A 19,601-nucleotide genomic window follows, 5' to 3' on the forward strand; every position below is an offset into this window, starting at 1 on the left:
CAAGCTGTCTAAAAATGGTATACTATTATTTTGGACATAAATGAATGTTCATTCATAATATATCAGACAGGAAGATGAGTAATGAAAAACATATGGAATATTTTCGCAAATGATATAAAAAATATAAGCACGAATTGGGTTGCTGCAATATTGATAGGAGGCCTTACTATTCTACCATCGCTTTATGCCTGGTTTAATATTGAGGCTTCCTGGGATCCGTACAGCCAGACAGATCAGCTGCCAGTTGCAGTTGTCAACGAAGATGCTGGGGCCTCCGTTCGAGGTGAGGAACTGGACGTAGGAAATGAACTTGTAAAGCAGCTGCGCGATAATGAAGATATGGATTGGAAGTTTGTGGGTCGGGAAGAAGCTATGGATAAGGTAGAGTATGGAGATTATTTTGCAGCTGTTATTATTCCTGAAGATTTCTCTAGTAAGCTTGCAACCGTAGTTAATGACGAGCCTGAAAAAGCAGGCGTGGAATATTATGTGAATGAAAAAACGAATGCTATTGCCCCTAAAATCACTGAAACGGGAGCCAGTACCATAGTTGATCAAATTACGAGTAAATTTATTTCCACAGTAAACGGTGTTATTTTTGACATGTTTAACGATATTGGACTTGAATTGGAAAATGATTTACCCGATATTAAACGTTTTGAGAATTACATCTTTGAAATGGAAGAGAGCCTCCCTGAAGCTTATGAATTAATGGAAGAATCACTTGAGGATGCCAATGAAGCTCAATCTATTATAAACAATGCCCAATCATTGCTTCCTGAAGCGGAAAAGGTAACGGGAGAAGGTCTTCAGACAATTGATGATACGACTGCTTACTTAAATGAAGCTGAGAATCGTCTCGATGAAATTGCTCCTCAGGTTCAGGAGGATTTAGAGAAGGTACAACGTACAGCAGAAGAAATTAATAATTTTATTAGTGATGTGGACTCTTCTGAAATTGATTTGGATGAAGGGGAGCAGCTGAGTGGGTTAATCGATGATCGTATCAATGAATCAACAAAGAAAATTGAAACGGCTGAAGCTGCTTTAGAACAGCTTCAGGAACAGAATTCAAAAGAGGAAGGAGATGAAGAACAACAGCGCAGGAACCAACAGCAAATTGACGAAGCCCTTGATCAGTTGACAGGGGTGAGGGAAAACATGGAAGACGTTCAGGAAGATAGTGAGAATCTCCAAAGCTACCTATCAGAACAACAAGGAGAAGCAGACTCGCTTATCAACGGATTAAAAGAGAGAGCAGAGGCTGCCACGAACGAAATTGATGCCTTTGTTCTGGAATACAATAATAATATTGAACCGACTGTGAGGGAAGAAGCAGCGTCCGCCAAAGCTACTCTCGCAGATGCAAGAGCCATTTTAGTCGATATTCAATCGACCATTCCCGAAGTAGAACAGCTTCTGATGGACACGGACGATCACTTAGGGGAAGGTAAAAACACACTCGAGTACTTGTTAGGTGAATATCCTTATGTTAATGAAAAAGTAAACGAGCTGGCTGACCGCATTCGTGAAATCCAGGGGGAAACAGATATTGATGACATTATCGAACTCCTGCAAAACAATCCTGAAGCGGAACAAAGTTTTTTTGCGGAGCCAGTAGAGTTAAATAAAAACAGGCTGTTTCCGATCGACAATTATGGTACGGCGATGACTTCTTTTTATACCGTACTTGCTATATGGGTAGGGGGATTGTTACTAATTTCTTTGCTGGCCACTACTGTGTTAAATAATGAAATCTTTACTGAGAAGCAGATCTATTACGGAAAACTATTAACGTTTATAAGTATTGGAATCCTTCAGACCCTTATAGTCACTCTAGGAGACCTCTTTATCGTTGGGGTCGATATCGCAGAGCCTGTTTGGTTTGTTTTATTTGGGATCTTAATTAGTATGGTGTTCCTGTCCATCGTCTACACTCTAGTGTCAGTCTTCGGGGATACTGGAAAAGCTATGGCAATTGTATTACTTGTACTGCAAATTGCTGGTTCAGGGGGAACTTATCCTGTAGCCCTTCTACCAGACTTTTTCCAGACAATCCATCCATTTCTGCCGTTTTCATATGCCGTTGACTTAATGAGGGAAGCAGTTGGTGGAATAGTGTGGGAGCGAGTGTATCGAGATATTATTTTTCTCTCAATATTTGGTTTATCTGGGTTAATGGCAGGGACTTTCCTTAAGCAGCCGCTGCACAATAAAACACAAGCTTTGATGAAAAAGTCTAAACAATCCGGCTTATTTCATTAAAGATGATAAGTCTGTCGAAAAACTCGACAGGCTTTTATCATTGTTTCGGAAACAGATTTGCTACCATCAACATATGGCTCAAGGATCGGTACTGGTGAAGAAGCCTTTACATTCATTAGAATTTTAAACCCTTTCAATTCATGCTAATTTTCAGTAAAATGATCACTACATTCAAACAAAGGGTGGGATCTAATATGAGTAACCACAACCTCTACCAAAAATCTTATTTTAACCGGCTTCCGGAACTAGGAGATTTAGCGCCGGAAGCATTCAAAGCATTCGTAGAGTTCGATCAGAAGGCAGTCGCACCGGGAAAGCTTCCAGCTAAACTGAAAGAGATTATTGCAATCGCAGTAGCTCACACCACCGGATGCCCTTATTGTATTGAAGTTCATGTTAATAATGCCAGGAAACAAGAAGTTACAAGAGAAGAGTTGAGCGAGAGTATATTTGTAGCAGCTGCATTAAAAGCCGGTTCTGCAGCAGCACATGGAGTAAATGCACTAAATGCTTATGAGAGCACAACCGAAGACTTATACAAGAAATCATACTTTAACAAGATCAAAGAATTTGCCGATCTGTCCGGGGAAGCCTTTCAAAGTTTTATGGATTTTGATAAAAAAGCGATGAAAGCGGGGGTCCTGTCCGCAAAAGAGAAGGAATTGATTGCTGTCGCTGTAGCACATACTACAGGCTGTCCTTATTGTATCGATATCCATACGAATGGAGCAAAAGAGCAGGGTGCTTCTAAGGAAGAAGTCGCCGAAAGTATATTTGTAGCAACTGCGTTGAAAGCTGGCTCAGCTCTTGCCCATTCTGTGAACGCTTTAAATGCGTATGACACTGAATAAGATATGGAGATCTTCACAAAGCCTCTATTTTGGTCAAACAAAATAGGGGTTTTTTTAGATTCTTTATTTGTCGAAAAATGCTGATAAATTAATGTGTAAGCTGGGATTTTTAATGTAAATCACTATGTTGTACATTAAATGTCCGCTCATTTGGGATGAAAGCGCATTCAATAATGGAGGTTGCAGTGCTAAGATTTTTATCAGAAGGAGGGATTAAATTGTCGCTTGGTCATCGAAGCAAAAAAATACTGGATGAACTGATCAGTAATCCCAGGGTGACTAGTATGGTTCTGGAGAAGAAATACGATATATCGCGTCGTCAGCTTGGTTACAGCTTTAACAAAATTAATGAATGGTTAATGGCCAGAAACCTCCCGGTAATTGAAAGAACGCGGCAAGGTCATTTCATCATTGATCAGTCTGTTTTTACGATGCTGCTTAGTGCAGAAGAGGAAGTAAATACGATAGATGATCCGCTTTTTACAGAGGAACAGCGTGTTTATTTTATTTTGATGATGCTGCTAAGCAGTGATGAGGAGCTTTCCCTCAGTCATTTTACAAGTGAGCTTCTGGTCAGCAAGAATACCGTTCTCAGTGATTTAAAGAAGGTGCAGCGTTTTCTTGGTGATTATGAGTTAATGATGCGTTATACAAGAAAATCAGGTTACCTGCTTGAAGGAAAAGAATTTCAAATCAGAAAGCTGCTGATCAATGTAACTTATCAAATATTGCAGCTAAACGGCGGAACAGAACAGGTTAAAAAAATCGCTGGTATTCAAGAAGCAGAACTTGAGAACATCAACGAGCGGATTGAAAAGGTCGAATCCAAGCTTAACCTTAAATTTACAGATGAAAAGTTAGCAACAATGCCTTATATACTTTGTTTAATTTTAAAGAGAATTGACCAGGGAAAACAGGTGACCTCATTTTCCATAACGTATGAAGAGTTATCGGATACGAAGGAATATTTAGCAACTGAAGAAATATTTCATGAACGACAAGAGATCCCGGTGCAGGAACGGTTGTTTATGACGCTGCACCTGCTGACCGCAAATGTTTACTGGTCAGAGTATTTATCCGAAAACGATGCCGTTCCGAATTTAATGACTGCGATTGATCAGATGGTCCGTCAGTTTGAGAAGAGTGCATGTATCTACCTGCAGGAACGTGAACAGCTGGTGACTAAACTGCTTCAACATATTAAGCCAGCCTATTACAGAATTAAATATAAGCTGACTGAAACAATGGAAGTGCAGGAGACCTTAAGTAAGGAATTTAAAGAACTGCATCATCTAGTGAAAAGGTCAACCGCTCCATTGAAGAAGTTGATCGGAGAGGAAATTCCTGACAATGAACTTGCCTTTATTACGATGTTGATCGGGGGCTGGATGACGCGACAGGGTGACAGCATTCAGGAAAAAGTCAAGGCTATCGTTGTATGTCCGAAAGGGGTCTCTGTTTCACGGCTGATGTTCAACGAGCTTAAAGAATTATTTCCTGAATTCATCTTTCTCGATTCACTATCAGTTAGAGAGTTTCTCAACTATGGGTTGGCTTACGATATCGTATTCTCCGCTACTCCCTTGGAAACAGATCAACGATTGTTTGTGACAAAAGCATTTCTTGATCAAGAAGAGAAATATCGATTGAGGAAGCAGGTGATGCTCGATCTCCATGGCTATATTGCCGACGATATTCAAGTGAATCATCTGATGGATATCATAAAAAATCATGCGGTCATTCACAACGAGAAAGATTTATCAAGAGAATTAGAGGCTTATATCAATCGCGATGAAACTTCTTCTTTAACACAGAGATCCAGACACAGAGATTTAAATTTAAATGAACTTATTACACCTAAGCATATTACGCTCAGACATTCTGCTGTCACTTGGGAGAAAGCCATTGAAGAAGGTGCCCGTCCTTTGCTTCATCAAGGCCAAATAGATTCAAGTTATGTAGAAGCTATGATCAATAACACGGAACGCGATCCTTATATCATTATCGGACCTAATATTGCTATTCCTCATGCTGCACCTGAAGAGGGTGTCAATGAGGTAGGGATGAGTCTATTGAGGTTAAGTAAGGGTGTGAAATTCAATGAAGAGTATACGGTAAACCTAATTATAGTTATTGCAGCAGTCGATAAGCAGCAGCACATTCATGCTCTCATGCAGCTGATGAAGCTGGCAGGTTCTCAAGCTGACCTGGACCGAATTATTCATGCAGGTTCCGTGCAAGAAATTTACGACATTCTAACGAGTTATTCAAAAGATTAGACCACATATAGAGGTGAAGAAATTGAAAGAACTGTTCTTTGATGAATCCATCATCCTGCTGGATTTAGACTACTCAACAAAACAAGAGGTTTTAAAAAAAATGAGTACCAATCTTGTAGAAAAAGGATTAGTTAAATACAGCTTTATTGAAGCCATTTTAGAAAGAGAGGAAGAATTTGCAACCGGCCTTCCCACAGAAGGTTACTCTGTCGCCATTCCTCATACAGATATTGAACACGTAATTCATAAGACGATCAGCATAGGGATTCTTAAAGAACCAGTGGATTTTGGGGTGATGGGAGATGACAGCGAGACGACTCCAGTAAGAATTATATTTCTGCTCGCTATGAATGAATCCCATTCCCAACTGACCTTATTACAAACCCTGATGCAGCTGTTTCAGAACGAAGAAACACTCAAATATCTAGTTGAAGAAAACAGTAAAGAGAACATAAAGAATTTCATCGAAGAGAAATTGAAATTGACCCAATTATAAGGAGGTTTTCATAAATGAAGAAGAAACAAGTACTAGTCGCATGTGGTGCAGGAATTGCAACGTCTACAGTTGTGAATGGAGCGATTGAAGAGATTGCCAGAGAAAATGACCTGAAGGTAGAGCCTGTTCAAATTAAAATCTCGGAAGTGGGGAGTTACGAAGACTCGGCAGATCTTCTCGTGACGACAGCCATGACGAAGAAAGAATACCCATTCCCAGTAATAAATGCTCGTTCTTTCCTAACAGGCATTGGAACAGAAGAAACTAAGAAACAAATTCTTAATGAACTAAAAAAATAAAAAGGGAGTTGAAAGGTTATGAAAAAAAAGCAGGTACTCGTGGCATGTGGAGCAGGAATTGCAACATCAACAGTTGTGAATGGAGCGATTGAAGATATGGCCAAAGAAAATGATCTGAAGGTGGATTTAGTACAAATAAAAATTTCAGAGGTAGGGGGATATGAGGAAACTGCAGATCTTCTTGTTACGACAGCTATGACAAAAAAAGAGTATAACTTCCCGGTAATTAATGCTCGTTCCTTCTTAACTGGAATTGGAACCGAAGAAACAAAAAAACAAATCCTTGAAGAGTTAAAGAAATAAAAAGCAAGGGAAGCTGAAGTGAATTTTTGAGTAGAGGGAGGATGAATTATGCAAGGTTTTGTAGATGGTGTTCAAGCATTTTTGGACTTGGGTGCTACTGTAATTTTGCCCGTTGCTATTTTTCTATTAGGATTACTATTTGGACAGAAGCCCGGGAAAGCTTTCAGGTCGGGATTAACGATTGGAGTAGCCTTTGTCGGTATTTTCTTAGTCGTAGATTTACTAGTAAACAACCTGGGGCCGGCTGCACAAGGAATGGTAGATCGCTTAGGTGTCGAGTTAAATGTTATTGATGTGGGATGGCCTGCAACGTCTTCGATTGCTTGGGCTTCAGTAGTTGCCGCTTTTATTATCCCTTTAGGATTAGTTGTGAACGTGGTCATGCTGCTAACGAAAACGACAAAAACAATGAACGTAGACATTTGGAATTTCTGGCACTATACCTTTATGGCTGCAATGGTTTATGCGATTTCTGGAAGTATCGTACAAGGTTTAATAGCTGCTGTCTTATTCCAGATCGTGTGTCTGAAAGTGGCGGACTGGACAGCGCCGATGGTAAGCGAATTCTACGAATTGCCAGGTGTATCAATCGCGACAGGAAGTACGATCTCTTATGCTCCAGGGATCTTTTTGGTTCAGTTATTGCAGAAGGTGCCTGGTGTTAAGAACTGGAATACCGATCCAGACACGATTCAAAAACGCTTTGGTGTTTTCGGAGAGTCGATCTTTATCGGGTTGTTCTTAGGATCTGCTATAGGAATTCTTGCTGGTTACGGTGCAGGTGAAGTGATTGAAATCGGAATGGCAATGGCTGCCGTAATGGTTTTGATGCCGCGGATGGTGAAAATTTTAATGGAAGGCTTAATGCCGGTCTCCGAATCTGCCCGTGAATGGCTGTCTAAGCGGTTCGGTGAAAGAGAAATATATATCGGTTTGGATGCTGCAGTCGCTCTTGGACATCCGGCCGTTATATCCACAGCACTTATTCTTGTACCAGTAACCGTTGTGTTAGCTGTCATTTTACCCGGAAATGCCCTGCTTCCTTTTGGGGACTTAGCAACGATCCCGTTCATTGTAGCTTTTATTGTTGGCGCGGCAAAAGGAAATATAGTTCATTCTGTGATCGTAGGCACCGTCATGATTGCACTATCTTTATATTTAGCAACAGATGTTGCACCGATTTTTACAGATATGGCACAAAATGCTGATTTTGATATGCCTGAAGGATCTGCACGCATTTCTAGCATTGACCAGGGCGGAAATCTAGTAAACTGGATCATTTATAAAGTATTTGCTCTATTTAATTAATTCAGGGGGGATGTTCATGAAAGCTTTAGTTAAGACCGAATTAGGGTTTGGACATTTAGAACTACAAGATAAAGAAGTTCCAGTTGTTGGTCCAGATCAGGTGAAAATTGAAGTGAAGTATGCTGGAATATGCGGTTCAGACATTCATACGTACGAGGGGCATTATAAAGTAGCTGCCCCCGTCACCTTAGGACACGAATTTTCAGGCACAGTAGTTGAAGTCGGAGAAGGTGTTACGGAATTTAAACCAGGTGACCGTGTAACTTCTGAAACGACGTTCTACATTTGCGGAGAGTGTGAGTATTGTCAATCAGGGGACTACAATCTATGTAACTCTCGGAAAGGATTGGGTACTCAACAGGATGGTGGATTTGCTAAATATCTGGTTGCTCGTAAGGACAGCGTCCATCACCTTCCTGAACATGTAGACTTTCAGGCGGCAGCAATGACTGAACCACTGGCCTGCACTTATCACGCAGTGGCGAAAACCGACATTAGAGAAGAGGATATTGTGGTGGTGATTGGTCCGGGCCCTATTGGACTGTTTACTGCCCAAGTCGCAAAAAGCTTTGGAGCTACAGTGCTGATTACCGGACTTACTAATGATAAGGTTCGTTTAGAAAAAGCGAAAGAAATCGGAATAGATTATGCAGTAAACACACAAGTAGAAGATATTAAAGAGTTGGTTAGTAATTTAACCGACAGCTATGGAGCAGATGTAGTTTTTGAATGCTCAGGTGCAGCACCAGCAGCCAAACAGGGACTTGATCTCCTGCGCAAAAAAGGTCAGTACGCCCAGGTCGGAATTTTTGCTCAACCTGAAGTGCCCTTTGACCTGGAGAAAATTATTCAAAAAGAGATCCGTTTGGTTGGAAGCCGCAGCCAAAAGTCAGCTGACTGGGAGCCCTCCCTGGAATTAATGAACAACGGCAGTGTCAACGCAAAAGCGATGGTTACACACGAGTATGATATTACTCAATGGCAGCAGGCTTACGATGCCATAAAAAGCGGCGAAGCGATTAAGGTGTTATTAAAGCCGGTGGAATAATCTAATGAACAGAAATGAGGTTCTAAAATGGTTGAGGCACTACTGGATTTTATGCTGGGACCAATGCGAGGTATCGGTGATTTTTACTTTGAATACCAGGCGATATTTAACACGCTCATTGTAGGGGCGGCTATCTATAAAATTTATCTAAGGAATAAGAAGGCTCAAGAAACAACGAGTTAGCGGAAGGGGGAGAGAAGGTGAAAGCCCTCAATTTATATGGCATACAAGACATTAGATTTGAAGAAACAAAAGAACCAATTATCGAGAGTGGAACAGATGTCATTATTAAAGTGAAAGCGGTAGGGATATGTGGCTCTGATATCTCCCGGTATAAAAAGCTCGGCCCTTATATAGAAGGAATGACGTTTGGCCATGAATTTTCTGGTGAAGTAGTTGAAGTTGGTCCGGAGGTTTTTCATATTCATGCCGGTGACCGTGTAGCTGGATGTCCTACCTATTATTGCGGAGAATGTGAAAGCTGCCAAAAGGGGGAATTATCGCGCTGTGAACACCTTACGGTAATAGGAGCACGTCATCCAGGATCCTATGCAGAATATGTAAAACTCCCGGTAGAAAACATAATTTCTTTGCCTGATCATGTAGATTTTGAAACAGCTTCCTTAATCGAACCTTCCTCCGTCGTAGCTCACGGCTTCTATCGAACCACTATGGAGCCGGGAGAGGAAGTAGCCGTTATGGGGTGCGGCAGTATTGGTTTACTTGCCATTCAATGGGCAAAAATCTTCGGAGCAAAGAAAGTTTATGCTATCGATATTGATGACACAAAACTTGCAGCAGCGAAAGAAGTAGGAGCAGAGGTGTTAATTAATTCACTGAATAAACCGGCTCATGAACAAGTTAGTGATCATACAAATGGTCGTGGTGTAGATCTCGCTGTTGAATCAGCCGGGTCGCCGATAACATCCTCACAAATATTTGCTCTACCCAAAAAAGGTGGAGAGGTGGTGTTTATGGGGATTCCTTATGCTGACATTCAGATAGAACGGTATTATTTTGAAAGAATCGTACGTAATGAATTGAGAGTTCTAGGTTCATGGAATGCGATTTCCTCACCTTTTCCCGGGAAAGAATGGGAAGCGAGTGTTCATTATATGAATACGGGTCAGATAAATGTAAAACCGATGATTTCCCATAGACTTAAATTGGAAGAAGGACCAGAAACCTTTGATCGATTGGTTAATAAAAAAGGACCGTATGTAAAAGTTCTTTTTATTCCTTAGCGAACCGAGGCCTCCCAATATAACAAAAGCCCCTTCCCTTTTGCACGGAAGCTCGGGCACGGAAAGGGAAGAGGGGTTCGCTCCTGGCGGCAAGAAAGAAGCTTGCGGAGGAACAGGGGTTTCTCCACAAGCTGAATCTGCCATTTAAGGCAGAACTGTTATACTAAAAGACTTTCTACGTTTTTATCACTTGTTACAATTAAAAGAACTTTTCCTTCGTCCATATCTTCTTCATATTCACTGGCATCTTCATCAGAAAACCCAATCTCCTGAAGCTTGGCTCTCAACTCATCTCCTTTTTTGTTGAATATATTACTCACTACCGTTTTTACATCCTGCTCTGATAAACCAATGGTATTAGCGCTGACGTTACTTGCGATACGGTCTGTACGATCATCATCGTGGGAAAGGATGTAAATGTCCTTACTATTTACTCCATTATGCTGAAGTTTTTTCACATCCTCCATTAAATTTTCATCATTTGTATACTCTTGAATAAATGGCATAGTGATCTACTCCTTAATTTATAGTTTGAAATCTACTATTCACTTTTCCCTCCTTGTATTAGCTTAAAACGTAGAAAGGACATGAGATAGAGAGCTGGCACATACGGAAAGCAATGATAGCAAAAAGTGAACAAAGATTATTAGCGTAGGGAAAATGTTTAAGACCACTTCTGGAATAGCGCGAGTCAAAGGTCACGCAGGAAAGCGAAGTGTTTGGACGGAGCGATGATAAAACATTTTTCATGGCACATTAATAATCCGAACTGATTTTAATAAAACCGTCCGGATTATTTTATACTTTATTCAGTTTTGTTCCAGCCTCAAGGGCCCATTAATTACTTTTAAGCTTTCCTTTCACTTCGTACATTTCCACGGATTGAGTCTCAATAGTAAGGGGAAGCTCACCTTTTTGGCTTCTCTGTTCTTTCTCATTAAGCAGGGGAAGAAGTTTGACATTGTTTGGTGTTTGTTGGTTGTAGAGGTCGAATAAATCAATCGTTTGGTCTTTTTCTCCCTGGTTAACGACTACCACTATTTTATTTTGAGGCAAGGTTCGCTCATAGACGAGTATATCTTCTTCTGTATGGATGACGTCAAATTCACCTCTGGTTAATGCTGGATGGTCTTTTCTAATTTGGATTAGCTTCTGATAATGTGATCTCAAATCTAAGTTTTGGTCTTCTTCATCCCACGGCATCATTTCACGGTAGTAACGATCTTTCCATTCATCAACAAGGTTATGGTCCCCGCTTTGAGATAGACCTACCTCGTCGCCGTAGTATATAATAGGTGCTCCCGGGAGCGTAAACTGCAGGGCAGCTGCATTTTTTACAGTATCAATATCACCTTCCGCTTCATAGATAAAGCGTGGCATATCATGGTTATCTAAGAATGTGGCTGGCACAAACTCGTCGTGGTAAGAATCAAAGATCGTCTCAAGGGAAGTTCCGAAATCGTTCATACTATTGCCGTCAATCATAGCATCGTATATAGCTGATTGGGTCTCAAAGTCAATGGCTCCATCGAGTTTTCCGGTATAAGAGTTAATCTTATCAAGTTCATCCCATACTTCTCCAAATATGAAGGCTTCAGGATTTTCTTGTTTTACTTCGTGACGGAAATCGACCCAGAAACTGTGGCTAGGTCCCTTTGCATAGTCAAGACGGAATCCATCCACCCCAATTTCGTCCATCCAAAAGGGTACAACCGTATCAAGCATATATTCTCTTGTGTCTGCATTATCGTTATTTAGTTCGGGAAGTTCCTGAACCCCTTCAAATGTATCATACTCGTTTGGCCAATTTGTAAACGTAAACCAGTCGTAGTAGTCACTATCTTCGCCTTTATCCACAGCATCCTGAAAGAAGTTATGCTGTTCTGAGACATGGTTAGGGACTAAATCATAAACGACCTTCATATCTTTTTTATGTGCCAACTTCACTAGTTCCTTCATCAGTTCGTTGCTTCCGAAATGGTCATCAATATTTAAAAAGTCAGTCGGATGGTAACCGTGGGAATAGGGACCTTCATAAATAGGAGAAACCCATAACGTATTAACTCCGAGACTATCAATGTAATCTAGCTTTTCAATTACTCCCTGGAGGTCTCCTCCCATCCATCCTTTTAACTGCTCCTCTTTAGGCAGGGATGGATCCACTGAAGTGTTATTGCTTTCTTCACCATCATGAAAACGATCAACGAAAACCTGGTAAATAATTGATTCTTGTGCCCACTCTGGAGATTCATACTCATCAACATAAAAAGCAAATTCCGTAGCTTCCTCGGAACTTAATTCATTGTTATCTGCAAATTGAGAACCTGAACTTTCTGAGTTCCAGACATCTGTCTTATATTTTATTCTTGTTTTATTCTTTTGCTTTGGTATGGTCCCTTCGAATACAGAGGTTTGTAATCCTTCTTCGTTTGTGTCAGTTTCTTTTATTATTAAAGGAGCCATCTTTCCATTGTCTGCTTCTCCTCGTTTACCGTCCGGAGAAGAGCCATCCGTCGTGTAATACACAGCACCTTCATCTATAGGGCCATAATGCTTCACAGTTACTTTAAGTGTAACATTATCGTGCTGATCGGGCGTATATGGTTCATGATTGAAGTCATGGTAGACATCCTCAGCTACAGGAATGGTCTCCCAGCCTGCCGCTACGTCTTTATACTCTTTATTGTCTTTGGTGAAAACAGCTTCACGATTGGAATTGATCTCTTCTTTGTAAGATTTGCCTCCAAGACTGTAAACATATTCCAGTGTGTCTCCTGCTTCTCCCCTTACTTCTAATTGAAAAGTGTCACCATCTACTTTTTTCATTGGACTGACGGAATAATTAAAATCATTTTTATTAGAGGCGACAGTAGGAGTAACCCAATCCGGGGTCTCCTCAGGCACTTTTAAGTTTAATGTAAGACTGCCGGACGAAGTATCTGCAAGCTTTACATCTATGCTTCGCTCATTATCAGGGTCAAAGGTGAAGACATAGTCGCCATCCTGGGGCGGAGTGAATTCGAGGTTACTGCCTTCCATCCACGTCCCGTCGTAAACATATTTAAACTCAATCATTTTTCCCCCTTTAAGTTCAATGGGATCAGTCCGCCACTTCCCTTCATCTTCGTTGTATGTAAGCGGGTTGTTGTTGGATGACCAATCGAGGGACTCTGCATTCCCTCTTATAACCATAGAATCGTAAGAGCTCTCGTCAGCACTTACCGCAACTTGCGCAACCGATTGCGCAAAAATTAATAAAAAAAGCAGCAACCCAAGTCTCAAAAGATTATGTTTCAAAATATCATCCCATCCTCTCCATAGTGTAATCGCTTTCATAATATAGAACTTACTATAAAAAGTCTATAGTTAATTATACATAAGACTTTAGGTTGATTTTAGTTAATGGCCAAGTATATCTGTTAAATCCTCGGCCAGGTCTCTTACATCTTCACACGTATTTTCAACACCAAAAGAAATACGAATAAAAGTATGAGCTTTCTGTTCATTAAAGCCCATAGCTAATAAAGTCGGGGAAGGACCATTAGACCTTACCTGACAGGCACTTCCTGTGGAAAAGCAATACCCTCTGCGATTTGCTTCAAGCATGACATGCTGTCCATCCGTTTCTTTTAGACAAAGTCCGATAATTGGTACAGGTGTAATTTCTTCTGGACCTATTACTTCTACTTTATGTTTTATTTTCTCGATACTCTGGAAAAATTCACTCTTTAAATTTTGAATATGGGATTGGAAAGAGGAAAGGTTTGACAGTCTTACCTCAGACGCAGTAGTAAAAGCTGTGATTCCTGGAGTATTTAAAGTTCCTGGTCGTCTACCATTCTCATGAGTAACATTTGGCAAATATGGAGGAGCAGAAATCGATGGTCGGATGTATAAAGCACCAACTCCTTTTGGACCATAAATTTTATGACTGGAAATGGAAAAGCTGTCCGTTAGTGAAGAGACAGCCTTTATATCAATTTTACCAAACGACTGGACACAGTCACTGTGCAGTAAAATATTATTATCCTGACACATCTCGTAAATTTTATCGAGAGGCTGAATGCTTCCTGTATCTGAATTTACATGTTGGATGGATAAGAGACAGGTATCTTCCTGGATAAGGCTGTTTAATTCTTCAAGGTTTACCGTTCCGTCTGTTGTTAAAGAAACTTCGCTCACTTTAAAGTCCTGCCTGCTAAGCTTTGCCGTAAAATTCTTAATCGATGAATGTTCGCCGGCAGAAATAATAACGTGTTTCCCGCCTTTTGCGCCAATGAGAGCATCCATTGCTAATAGATTACTTTCAGTTCCACCGCTGGTAAAGGTGAGCCCATCTTGTGAAATCCCCATCAATCCAGCTAGTGTCGTACGGCAATGTTCGATCAAAGAATCTGCCTTTGTACCGGCATCATGAAGACTCCTTGTATTTCCATAGAAATCTTTTGAAGCTTTTATATAAGTTTGTAAAACTTCGTTACTCATCGGACAGGTTGAAGCAAAATCAAAATATCTCATTTTAAATCCCCTTTTAAAAAACTCTTGTAATCTATTTAAATATATGTAAATATAAGTGTCAATACACATGTAAGAAAAGGTGGAAAATAATGAAGGAATTTGATGTCATTATTGTTGGCAGCGGGATTGCTGCATTGCAGCTTGCAGTTCATCTTCCCACACATTTAAATGTGATTATTCTCACAAAGTCTGATATGAAAGATAGTAATTCTTCTTTAGCTCAAGGAGGTATAGCAGCCGCAGTAGATTCCAATGATCACCCTGGTTTTCATTATGCGGATACAATTGAAGCAGGAAGGAAAATCAACTACAAACCAGTTGTTCGAAGTATTACGAAAGAAGCTGGAAATATGGTGCAGGAGCTTACGAAGTTCAACTGCAAATTTGATGTTGATATAAACAACAAACTGCAGCTTGGAAAGGAAGGAGCTCACAGTCATGCCAGAATTGTTCATGGGGGAGGCGATCGGACAGGTGAAGTCATTGTTGATTGTTTAATTAAGAGGCTGAAATCTAATGTTTCCATAGTAGAAAATGAACAAGTTCGTGAACTGCTTGTCAACAAGGAAGGTCGTTGTTTTGGTGTGAAATCTTTCGGAGGTAAAGAAAAAATACATACTTTCGTTGCTTCTCATGTCGTATTGGCTTCAGGAGGGGCTGGTCAGTTATACCGTTTTACTTCCAACTCGCAGCAGGCTACAGGAGAAGGGATCGCATTGGCATATTGGGCAGGAGCAAAGATAAAGGATATGGAGTTTGTTCAATTTCATCCTACCCTTCTTTACTGCAATGGACAGACTAAAGGACTTGTTTCGGAAGCTGTCCGGGGTGAAGGCGGAAAGCTTGTAGATGATGATAATAATAACACTATGGAAGGGATTCACCCATTAGGGGACTTGGCTCCCCGTCATATAACAGCACAATCTATTTATCACTCATTAAAAAAAGGGAAACGTGTCTTTCTGGATGTTCGCTCCATTGCTCGCTTCGAACAGCGTTTTCCGACAGTCGCTCAATTGTGTCGCCGTAATGGAGTCCATCAAAAAATTCCCGTTGCTCCAGGATGCCATTTTATTATGGGAGGGATAGAGACAGATCATTTCGGCAGAACAAATGTACCTGGGCTGTATGCTATTGGTGAAACAGCTTGTACAGGGCTCCATGGGGCTAATCGTCTGGCTAGTAACTCTTTACTTGAAGCTTTAGTTTGTGGAAAACAACTTGCCGAATATATAGAGGCCCAACCATCTTCCCCTAAGGCAAATAAAGTTTCAGCAGGTAAAGCTGAACAAGATAAATCAAACCTTTTTTTACCGGGTATTACAGACATTCAATATCAAATGATGGAGAATGCAGGTATTGTTCGGTCTGAAGAATCGTTGCGTCACCTATTAAGCTGGATAGAATCTTTTAGGCTTGAGAAATGGGTGGAAGTGGACTTCGCCCGGCTTACGAAAAGTCAATGGACAATTATCGCGATGCTTCAAACCAGCTATTTAATTGCCGAGGCTGCTTTAACGCGTACCGAAAGCAGAGGGGGGCATTATAGAAGTGATTTTCCGTTTGAATCAGAGGAATGGCTAGACCACCATATTATTCAAACAAAAGAAACGAGGGAGAATTATGAATCAGTTAAAGCTTAAGCAATCCCTTGAACTGTTTTTTATAGAGGATATAGGGGACGGGGATATAACAAGTGACTTCTTATTTAAAAACGTTGAGTCCGAAGGAGAGTTTCTAGTTAAGCAGCCCGGAGTATTTTGTGGCGGGGACGTTATTACAGCAGGATACCAACTCCTGGATCAGTCAGTAGAAGTTAAACTCTTGAAAAAAGATGGTGAACCAGTCGTTCCCGGGGAAATTATCGCCCATGTAAAAGGAAAGCAGTCCAGCTTGCTAAAAGGCGAAAGGGTGATATTAAATCTGATTCAGCGTATGAGTGGAATTGCCACTTTAACTGCCCGTGCTGTAAATAATCTGCAAAGCCCCCATACAAGAATATGTGATACACGTAAAACCACCCCCGGACTTAGAATGTTCGAGAAATATGCGGTCAGAATGGGCGGGGGGTTTAATCACAGGAACGGACTGTATGATGCGGTGATGATTAAAGATAATCATATTGCGTGTACTGGATCCATTACTGAGGCTGTGGAGCAGCTGCGAAATGGGTTGGGACATATGGTGAAGATTGAGGTGGAAACTGAGAATGAAGCTCAGGTAAGAGAGGCGGTGTCAGCAGGTGTGGATTGCATTATGTTTGATAACCGAAACGTAGATGAGATAAAGAGATTTATTGAATTAATACCTTCTCCTATTACAACTGAAGCATCAGGGGGAATTAGTATAGACGACCTTTCGGCTTACAGGTCTTGCGGAATTGACTACATTTCTTTAGGCTGTTTAACTCATTCAGTTGAATCTTTGGATATTAGTTTAAACACCATCAATAAAAAAGGAGGAATGGAAAGTGAACATTTTTCAAACTATGGAGGCTTCAACACCAACATTACCTAAAAAATACAAGCAGATGAATGCAGATGAACTTACATACCGCATACGTAATATTAAAGAAGCGATGGGAGGTAAGTTATTTCTGCCGGGGCACCATTATCAAAAAGATGAAGTCATTTCATTTGCGGATGTACGTGGAGATTCTTTGAAGCTTGCTCAAATGTCTGCCAGCCAACAAGAAGCTGAGGCTATAGTTTTTTGCGGGGTTCATTTTATGGCTGAGACAGCAGATATCTTAACGAGAGAAGACCAAGAAGTATACCTCCCGGACATGCGTGCAGGCTGTTCGATGGCTGATATGGCAGACTTTGCTCAGACTGAAAAGGCTTGGGAAAAGTTAATGAGTAAATTTAACGATACAATCGTTCCATTAACGTATGTTAACTCTACAGCGGCTATAAAGGCATTTGTAGGGAAACATGGTGGAGCCACTGTTACTTCTTCCAATGCTGAGAAAATGATGAAGTGGGCATTTAACCATAAAGAAAGAATTTTATTTTTACCGGATCAGCATCTCGGACGAAATACAGCCTATAAGCTAGGCATTCCATTAAAAGAAATGGCCGTATGGGATCCAATAAAGGAAGAACTAGTGTATGAAGGAGATGTGAATGATATAAAGGTGATCTTATGGAAAGGTCATTGTTCTGTGCACGAGAATTTCACTGTAGCAAACATTCATCAAGTTCGAAAAAAGCATCCTTCTATGAAAGTAATTGTGCATCCTGAGTGTCGAAGAGAGGTCGTTAAACTTTCTGATGAAGCCGGATCCACGAACTACATCATTGATACTATTGCTCAATCTTCTCCAGGAAGCTCCTGGGCAATTGGGACAGAAATGAATTTGGTGAACAGGATAATCCGCCAGCACCCGGACCAGCACATCATATCCTTAAATCCTAATATGTGTCCATGTCTGACGATGAATCGGATTGACCTCCCCCACTTAACATGGTCTCTTGAATCTATAGCAGAAGGAAAGCCGGTTAATCGAATTCAAGTGGATAAAGGTACAGCCCACGATGCCAATAAGGCACTTAAACGGATGCTGTATAATGCTTAACAGTATGAAATCACACCATTCTACTTTGAACCAATGTAAAGTAACAATATACCGCTGCTCTCACAAATAAGGCATTTAGAGGAGATCAGGAAATAAGGGAAGAACACGGATATACTTTTTTCTGATCCCCTTCCTTCCGGATGCTAAGTTAGTAGAGTTATTCAACAGCTGTTTGTCTGCCAATGCCGCCATCTCCAGGATCGTTTGCCTGCAGTTCGACTATATCTCCTAAGCTGCCATCATCCAATGCGTGTTTTGAGGAGAGGAATTCCCCCTGTGAAAGAGAAATGGTTAAACAGGCAATAAGTAAAAAATCTCTGCCCCATCTTTTCATATATTTCACCTCCTACATAAATGATTTCAGTCTATTTAAGTAGAATTTGGGAAGCATAGCAAAAAATAAATCGCCATATTCACTTCGAAATCGTTCGTGCGCGTGATCGAGCATTGGAGAATTACCAGTAGCAAGACCTAAGTAGCTTTCTTGAAAAGGAGTTAATGATTGTAAGGAAGATAAAATTTCAACTGCTCTGTCCTTTTTGTTCTCGGCAAGGGCTATATGGGCTGTTTCCACAACATCGGGGGTGGAAACGTTAAGCGTTCGTCTATGATAAGCCGCGATAAAAGGGATCGTATTATGCTTTATGCTATTTATTTCGGAGGGGAAGTCATGTTGTAAAGCAATTTGAAGTGCTTGTTTCGCATGATGCATAGAAAATGGAAAACTTTCAAATACATAAGACTGTGATAAATTATGGTGCATAGAACATAATTTTCTCGGAACAAGTACTTTACTGATGTATTTAAAAGCGTATTTTCTAGCTAAAATAAGATTATTCGTCTTCCAGTAATGTTGGAAAGATAATTCATCAAACCTTAAACTCATGTAATAATAAAATAAAGGTTCTCTCACTTTATGGAGTGTTATGTAACAGGCTTCGGTATACTTATCTAAAACCGTATACCTCTTTAAATCATAATACATATAAATAAGTAGAAAAAGATGAAAACATTTGAGGGAAGGATGTTCAAACGAGAGAGATTCAAAGGCTTTGAGATCGTCCATACTCATTGGCTCTCTTCCTATTTTTAACAAGGTCTCGTACAAGTAAACAGCTTCTAAATGTTGACAGGATGATTGTAGAAGTGTAGTCAGCTCATCTAAATAATCGTTCATGTACAAAAATTCGTAACAAGCTAATTGATCATCGATAGAAGTAAATGAGGAGTTAAGGCAGAAGTCTTTAGTAAGCTCAGCAGCAGGCTTATTTGAGGTAGTTCGCAGGAAAGAATGGTAATGCTTGTACACTTTAGAGGAATGATGCATTTGCATTTTAATGAGTTGATCAGGTTCAATCAACATATGGCTGTTCATAGTAACACCTCGACTTTCCTATATTTAACATAATTATA

At 40.4% G+C, this 19,601-nt stretch carries 18 protein-coding genes; 13 read left to right on the top strand and 5 right to left on the bottom strand.

Annotation, left to right across the window (positions count from 1 at the left end):
* Nucleotides 1-81: 81 nt before the first annotated feature.
* The 10 genes from C1A12_RS05920 to C1A12_RS05960 all read left to right on the top strand — a co-directional run bounded on the left by C1A12_RS05920 (nt 82) and on the right by C1A12_RS05960 (nt 10,093).
* Nucleotides 82-2,265 carry a YhgE/Pip domain-containing protein gene (locus C1A12_RS05920; protein WP_200816551.1) on the top strand — a complete coding sequence of 728 codons (2,184 nt, stop codon included), beginning with the start codon at nt 82-84 and terminating at the stop codon, nt 2,263-2,265.
* A 194-nt stretch (nt 2,266-2,459) separates the two neighbouring features.
* Nucleotides 2,460-3,116 carry a carboxymuconolactone decarboxylase family protein gene (locus C1A12_RS05925; protein WP_101842905.1) on the top strand — a complete coding sequence of 219 codons (657 nt, stop codon included), beginning with the start codon at nt 2,460-2,462 and terminating at the stop codon, nt 3,114-3,116.
* 218 nt (nt 3,117-3,334) lie between these two features.
* Nucleotides 3,335-5,395: a BglG family transcription antiterminator gene (locus tag C1A12_RS05930; RefSeq protein ID WP_101842906.1), complete on the top strand. Its 2,061-nt coding sequence runs from the start codon at nt 3,335-3,337 to the stop codon at nt 5,393-5,395.
* A gap of 22 nt (nt 5,396-5,417) precedes the next feature.
* Nucleotides 5,418-5,891, top strand: coding sequence for a PTS sugar transporter subunit IIA (locus C1A12_RS05935; RefSeq protein WP_101842907.1), 474 nt, complete (start codon nt 5,418-5,420; stop codon nt 5,889-5,891).
* 14 nt (nt 5,892-5,905) lie between these two features.
* Nucleotides 5,906-6,190, top strand: a complete 285-nt coding sequence (locus C1A12_RS05940; protein ID WP_101842908.1) for a PTS sugar transporter subunit IIB — start codon at nt 5,906-5,908, stop codon at nt 6,188-6,190.
* Between the two features lie 18 nt (nt 6,191-6,208).
* The gene (locus C1A12_RS05945; RefSeq protein ID WP_101842909.1) at nt 6,209-6,493 is read left to right on the top strand and encodes a PTS sugar transporter subunit IIB; all 285 of its coding nucleotides are present in this window, start codon (nt 6,209-6,211) and stop codon (nt 6,491-6,493) included.
* Nucleotides 6,494-6,541: 48 nt separating this feature from the next.
* Nucleotides 6,542-7,801, top strand: coding sequence for a galactitol-specific PTS transporter subunit IIC (locus C1A12_RS05950; RefSeq protein WP_101842910.1), 1,260 nt, complete (start codon nt 6,542-6,544; stop codon nt 7,799-7,801).
* Between the two features lie 16 nt (nt 7,802-7,817).
* On the top strand, nt 7,818-8,849 hold the full coding sequence (locus C1A12_RS05955) for a zinc-binding dehydrogenase (protein ID WP_101842911.1): 1,032 nt from the start codon (nt 7,818-7,820) through the stop codon (nt 8,847-8,849).
* Between the two features lie 27 nt (nt 8,850-8,876).
* Nucleotides 8,877-9,032, top strand: a complete 156-nt coding sequence (locus C1A12_RS21210) for a hypothetical protein (protein WP_200816552.1) — start codon at nt 8,877-8,879, stop codon at nt 9,030-9,032.
* 17 nt (nt 9,033-9,049) lie between these two features.
* Complete coding sequence (locus C1A12_RS05960; RefSeq protein ID WP_101842912.1) at nt 9,050-10,093, top strand: galactitol-1-phosphate 5-dehydrogenase; 1,044 nt, start codon at nt 9,050-9,052, stop codon at nt 10,091-10,093.
* Between the two features lie 158 nt (nt 10,094-10,251).
* On the opposite strand, the gene C1A12_RS05965 is transcribed toward C1A12_RS05960, so the two are convergent.
* The 3 genes from C1A12_RS05965 to C1A12_RS05975 form a co-directional block, all read right to left on the bottom strand.
* Nucleotides 10,252-10,599 carry a general stress protein gene (locus tag C1A12_RS05965; RefSeq protein ID WP_101842913.1) on the bottom strand — a complete coding sequence of 116 codons (348 nt, stop codon included), beginning with the start codon at nt 10,597-10,599 and terminating at the stop codon, nt 10,252-10,254.
* Between the two features lie 331 nt (nt 10,600-10,930).
* Nucleotides 10,931-13,390, bottom strand: a complete 2,460-nt coding sequence (locus C1A12_RS05970) for an alpha-amylase family glycosyl hydrolase (protein WP_235001542.1) — start codon at nt 13,388-13,390, stop codon at nt 10,931-10,933.
* 102 nt (nt 13,391-13,492) lie between these two features.
* A complete protein-coding gene (locus C1A12_RS05975; RefSeq protein ID WP_101842915.1) occupies nt 13,493-14,611 on the bottom strand; it encodes an IscS subfamily cysteine desulfurase in 1,119 nt (372 codons plus the stop codon).
* An 89-nt stretch (nt 14,612-14,700) separates the two neighbouring features.
* Between C1A12_RS05975 and nadB the strand changes: the two genes are divergently transcribed.
* From nadB to nadA, 3 genes are read left to right on the top strand one after another with little or no spacing between them, the layout of a single operon-like run.
* Nucleotides 14,701-16,254 (top strand): L-aspartate oxidase, encoded by a 1,554-nt coding sequence (nadB, locus tag C1A12_RS05980; protein ID WP_101842916.1) that lies wholly within the window; start codon nt 14,701-14,703, stop codon nt 16,252-16,254.
* Nucleotides 16,235-17,128, top strand: a complete 894-nt coding sequence (gene nadC / locus C1A12_RS05985; protein ID WP_101842917.1) for a carboxylating nicotinate-nucleotide diphosphorylase — start codon at nt 16,235-16,237, stop codon at nt 17,126-17,128. Before nadB ends, nadC begins: the two co-directional genes overlap by 20 nt.
* Entirely contained in the window at nt 17,082-18,188 is a 1,107-nt protein-coding gene (gene nadA / locus C1A12_RS05990; RefSeq protein WP_304441614.1) for a quinolinate synthase NadA, read from the top strand. The genes nadC and nadA overlap by 47 nt, the downstream gene beginning before the upstream one ends.
* Before the next feature lie 157 nt (nt 18,189-18,345).
* Here nadA and C1A12_RS21060 read toward each other — a convergent pair whose 3' ends face one another.
* Together C1A12_RS21060 and C1A12_RS05995 are read right to left on the bottom strand one after the other, a co-directional pair.
* Nucleotides 18,346-18,522, bottom strand: a complete 177-nt coding sequence (locus tag C1A12_RS21060; protein ID WP_159462149.1) for a hypothetical protein — start codon at nt 18,520-18,522, stop codon at nt 18,346-18,348.
* Between the two features lie 12 nt (nt 18,523-18,534).
* A complete protein-coding gene (locus C1A12_RS05995) occupies nt 18,535-19,563 on the bottom strand; it encodes an AimR family lysis-lysogeny pheromone receptor (protein ID WP_101842918.1) in 1,029 nt (342 codons plus the stop codon).
* Between the last annotated feature and the right edge of the window lie 38 nt (nt 19,564-19,601).

It is taken from the genome of Halobacillus sp. Marseille-P3879 (genome assembly GCF_900240285.1).
Taxonomy (GTDB): domain Bacteria; phylum Bacillota; class Bacilli; order Bacillales; family Halobacillaceae; genus Halobacillus_A.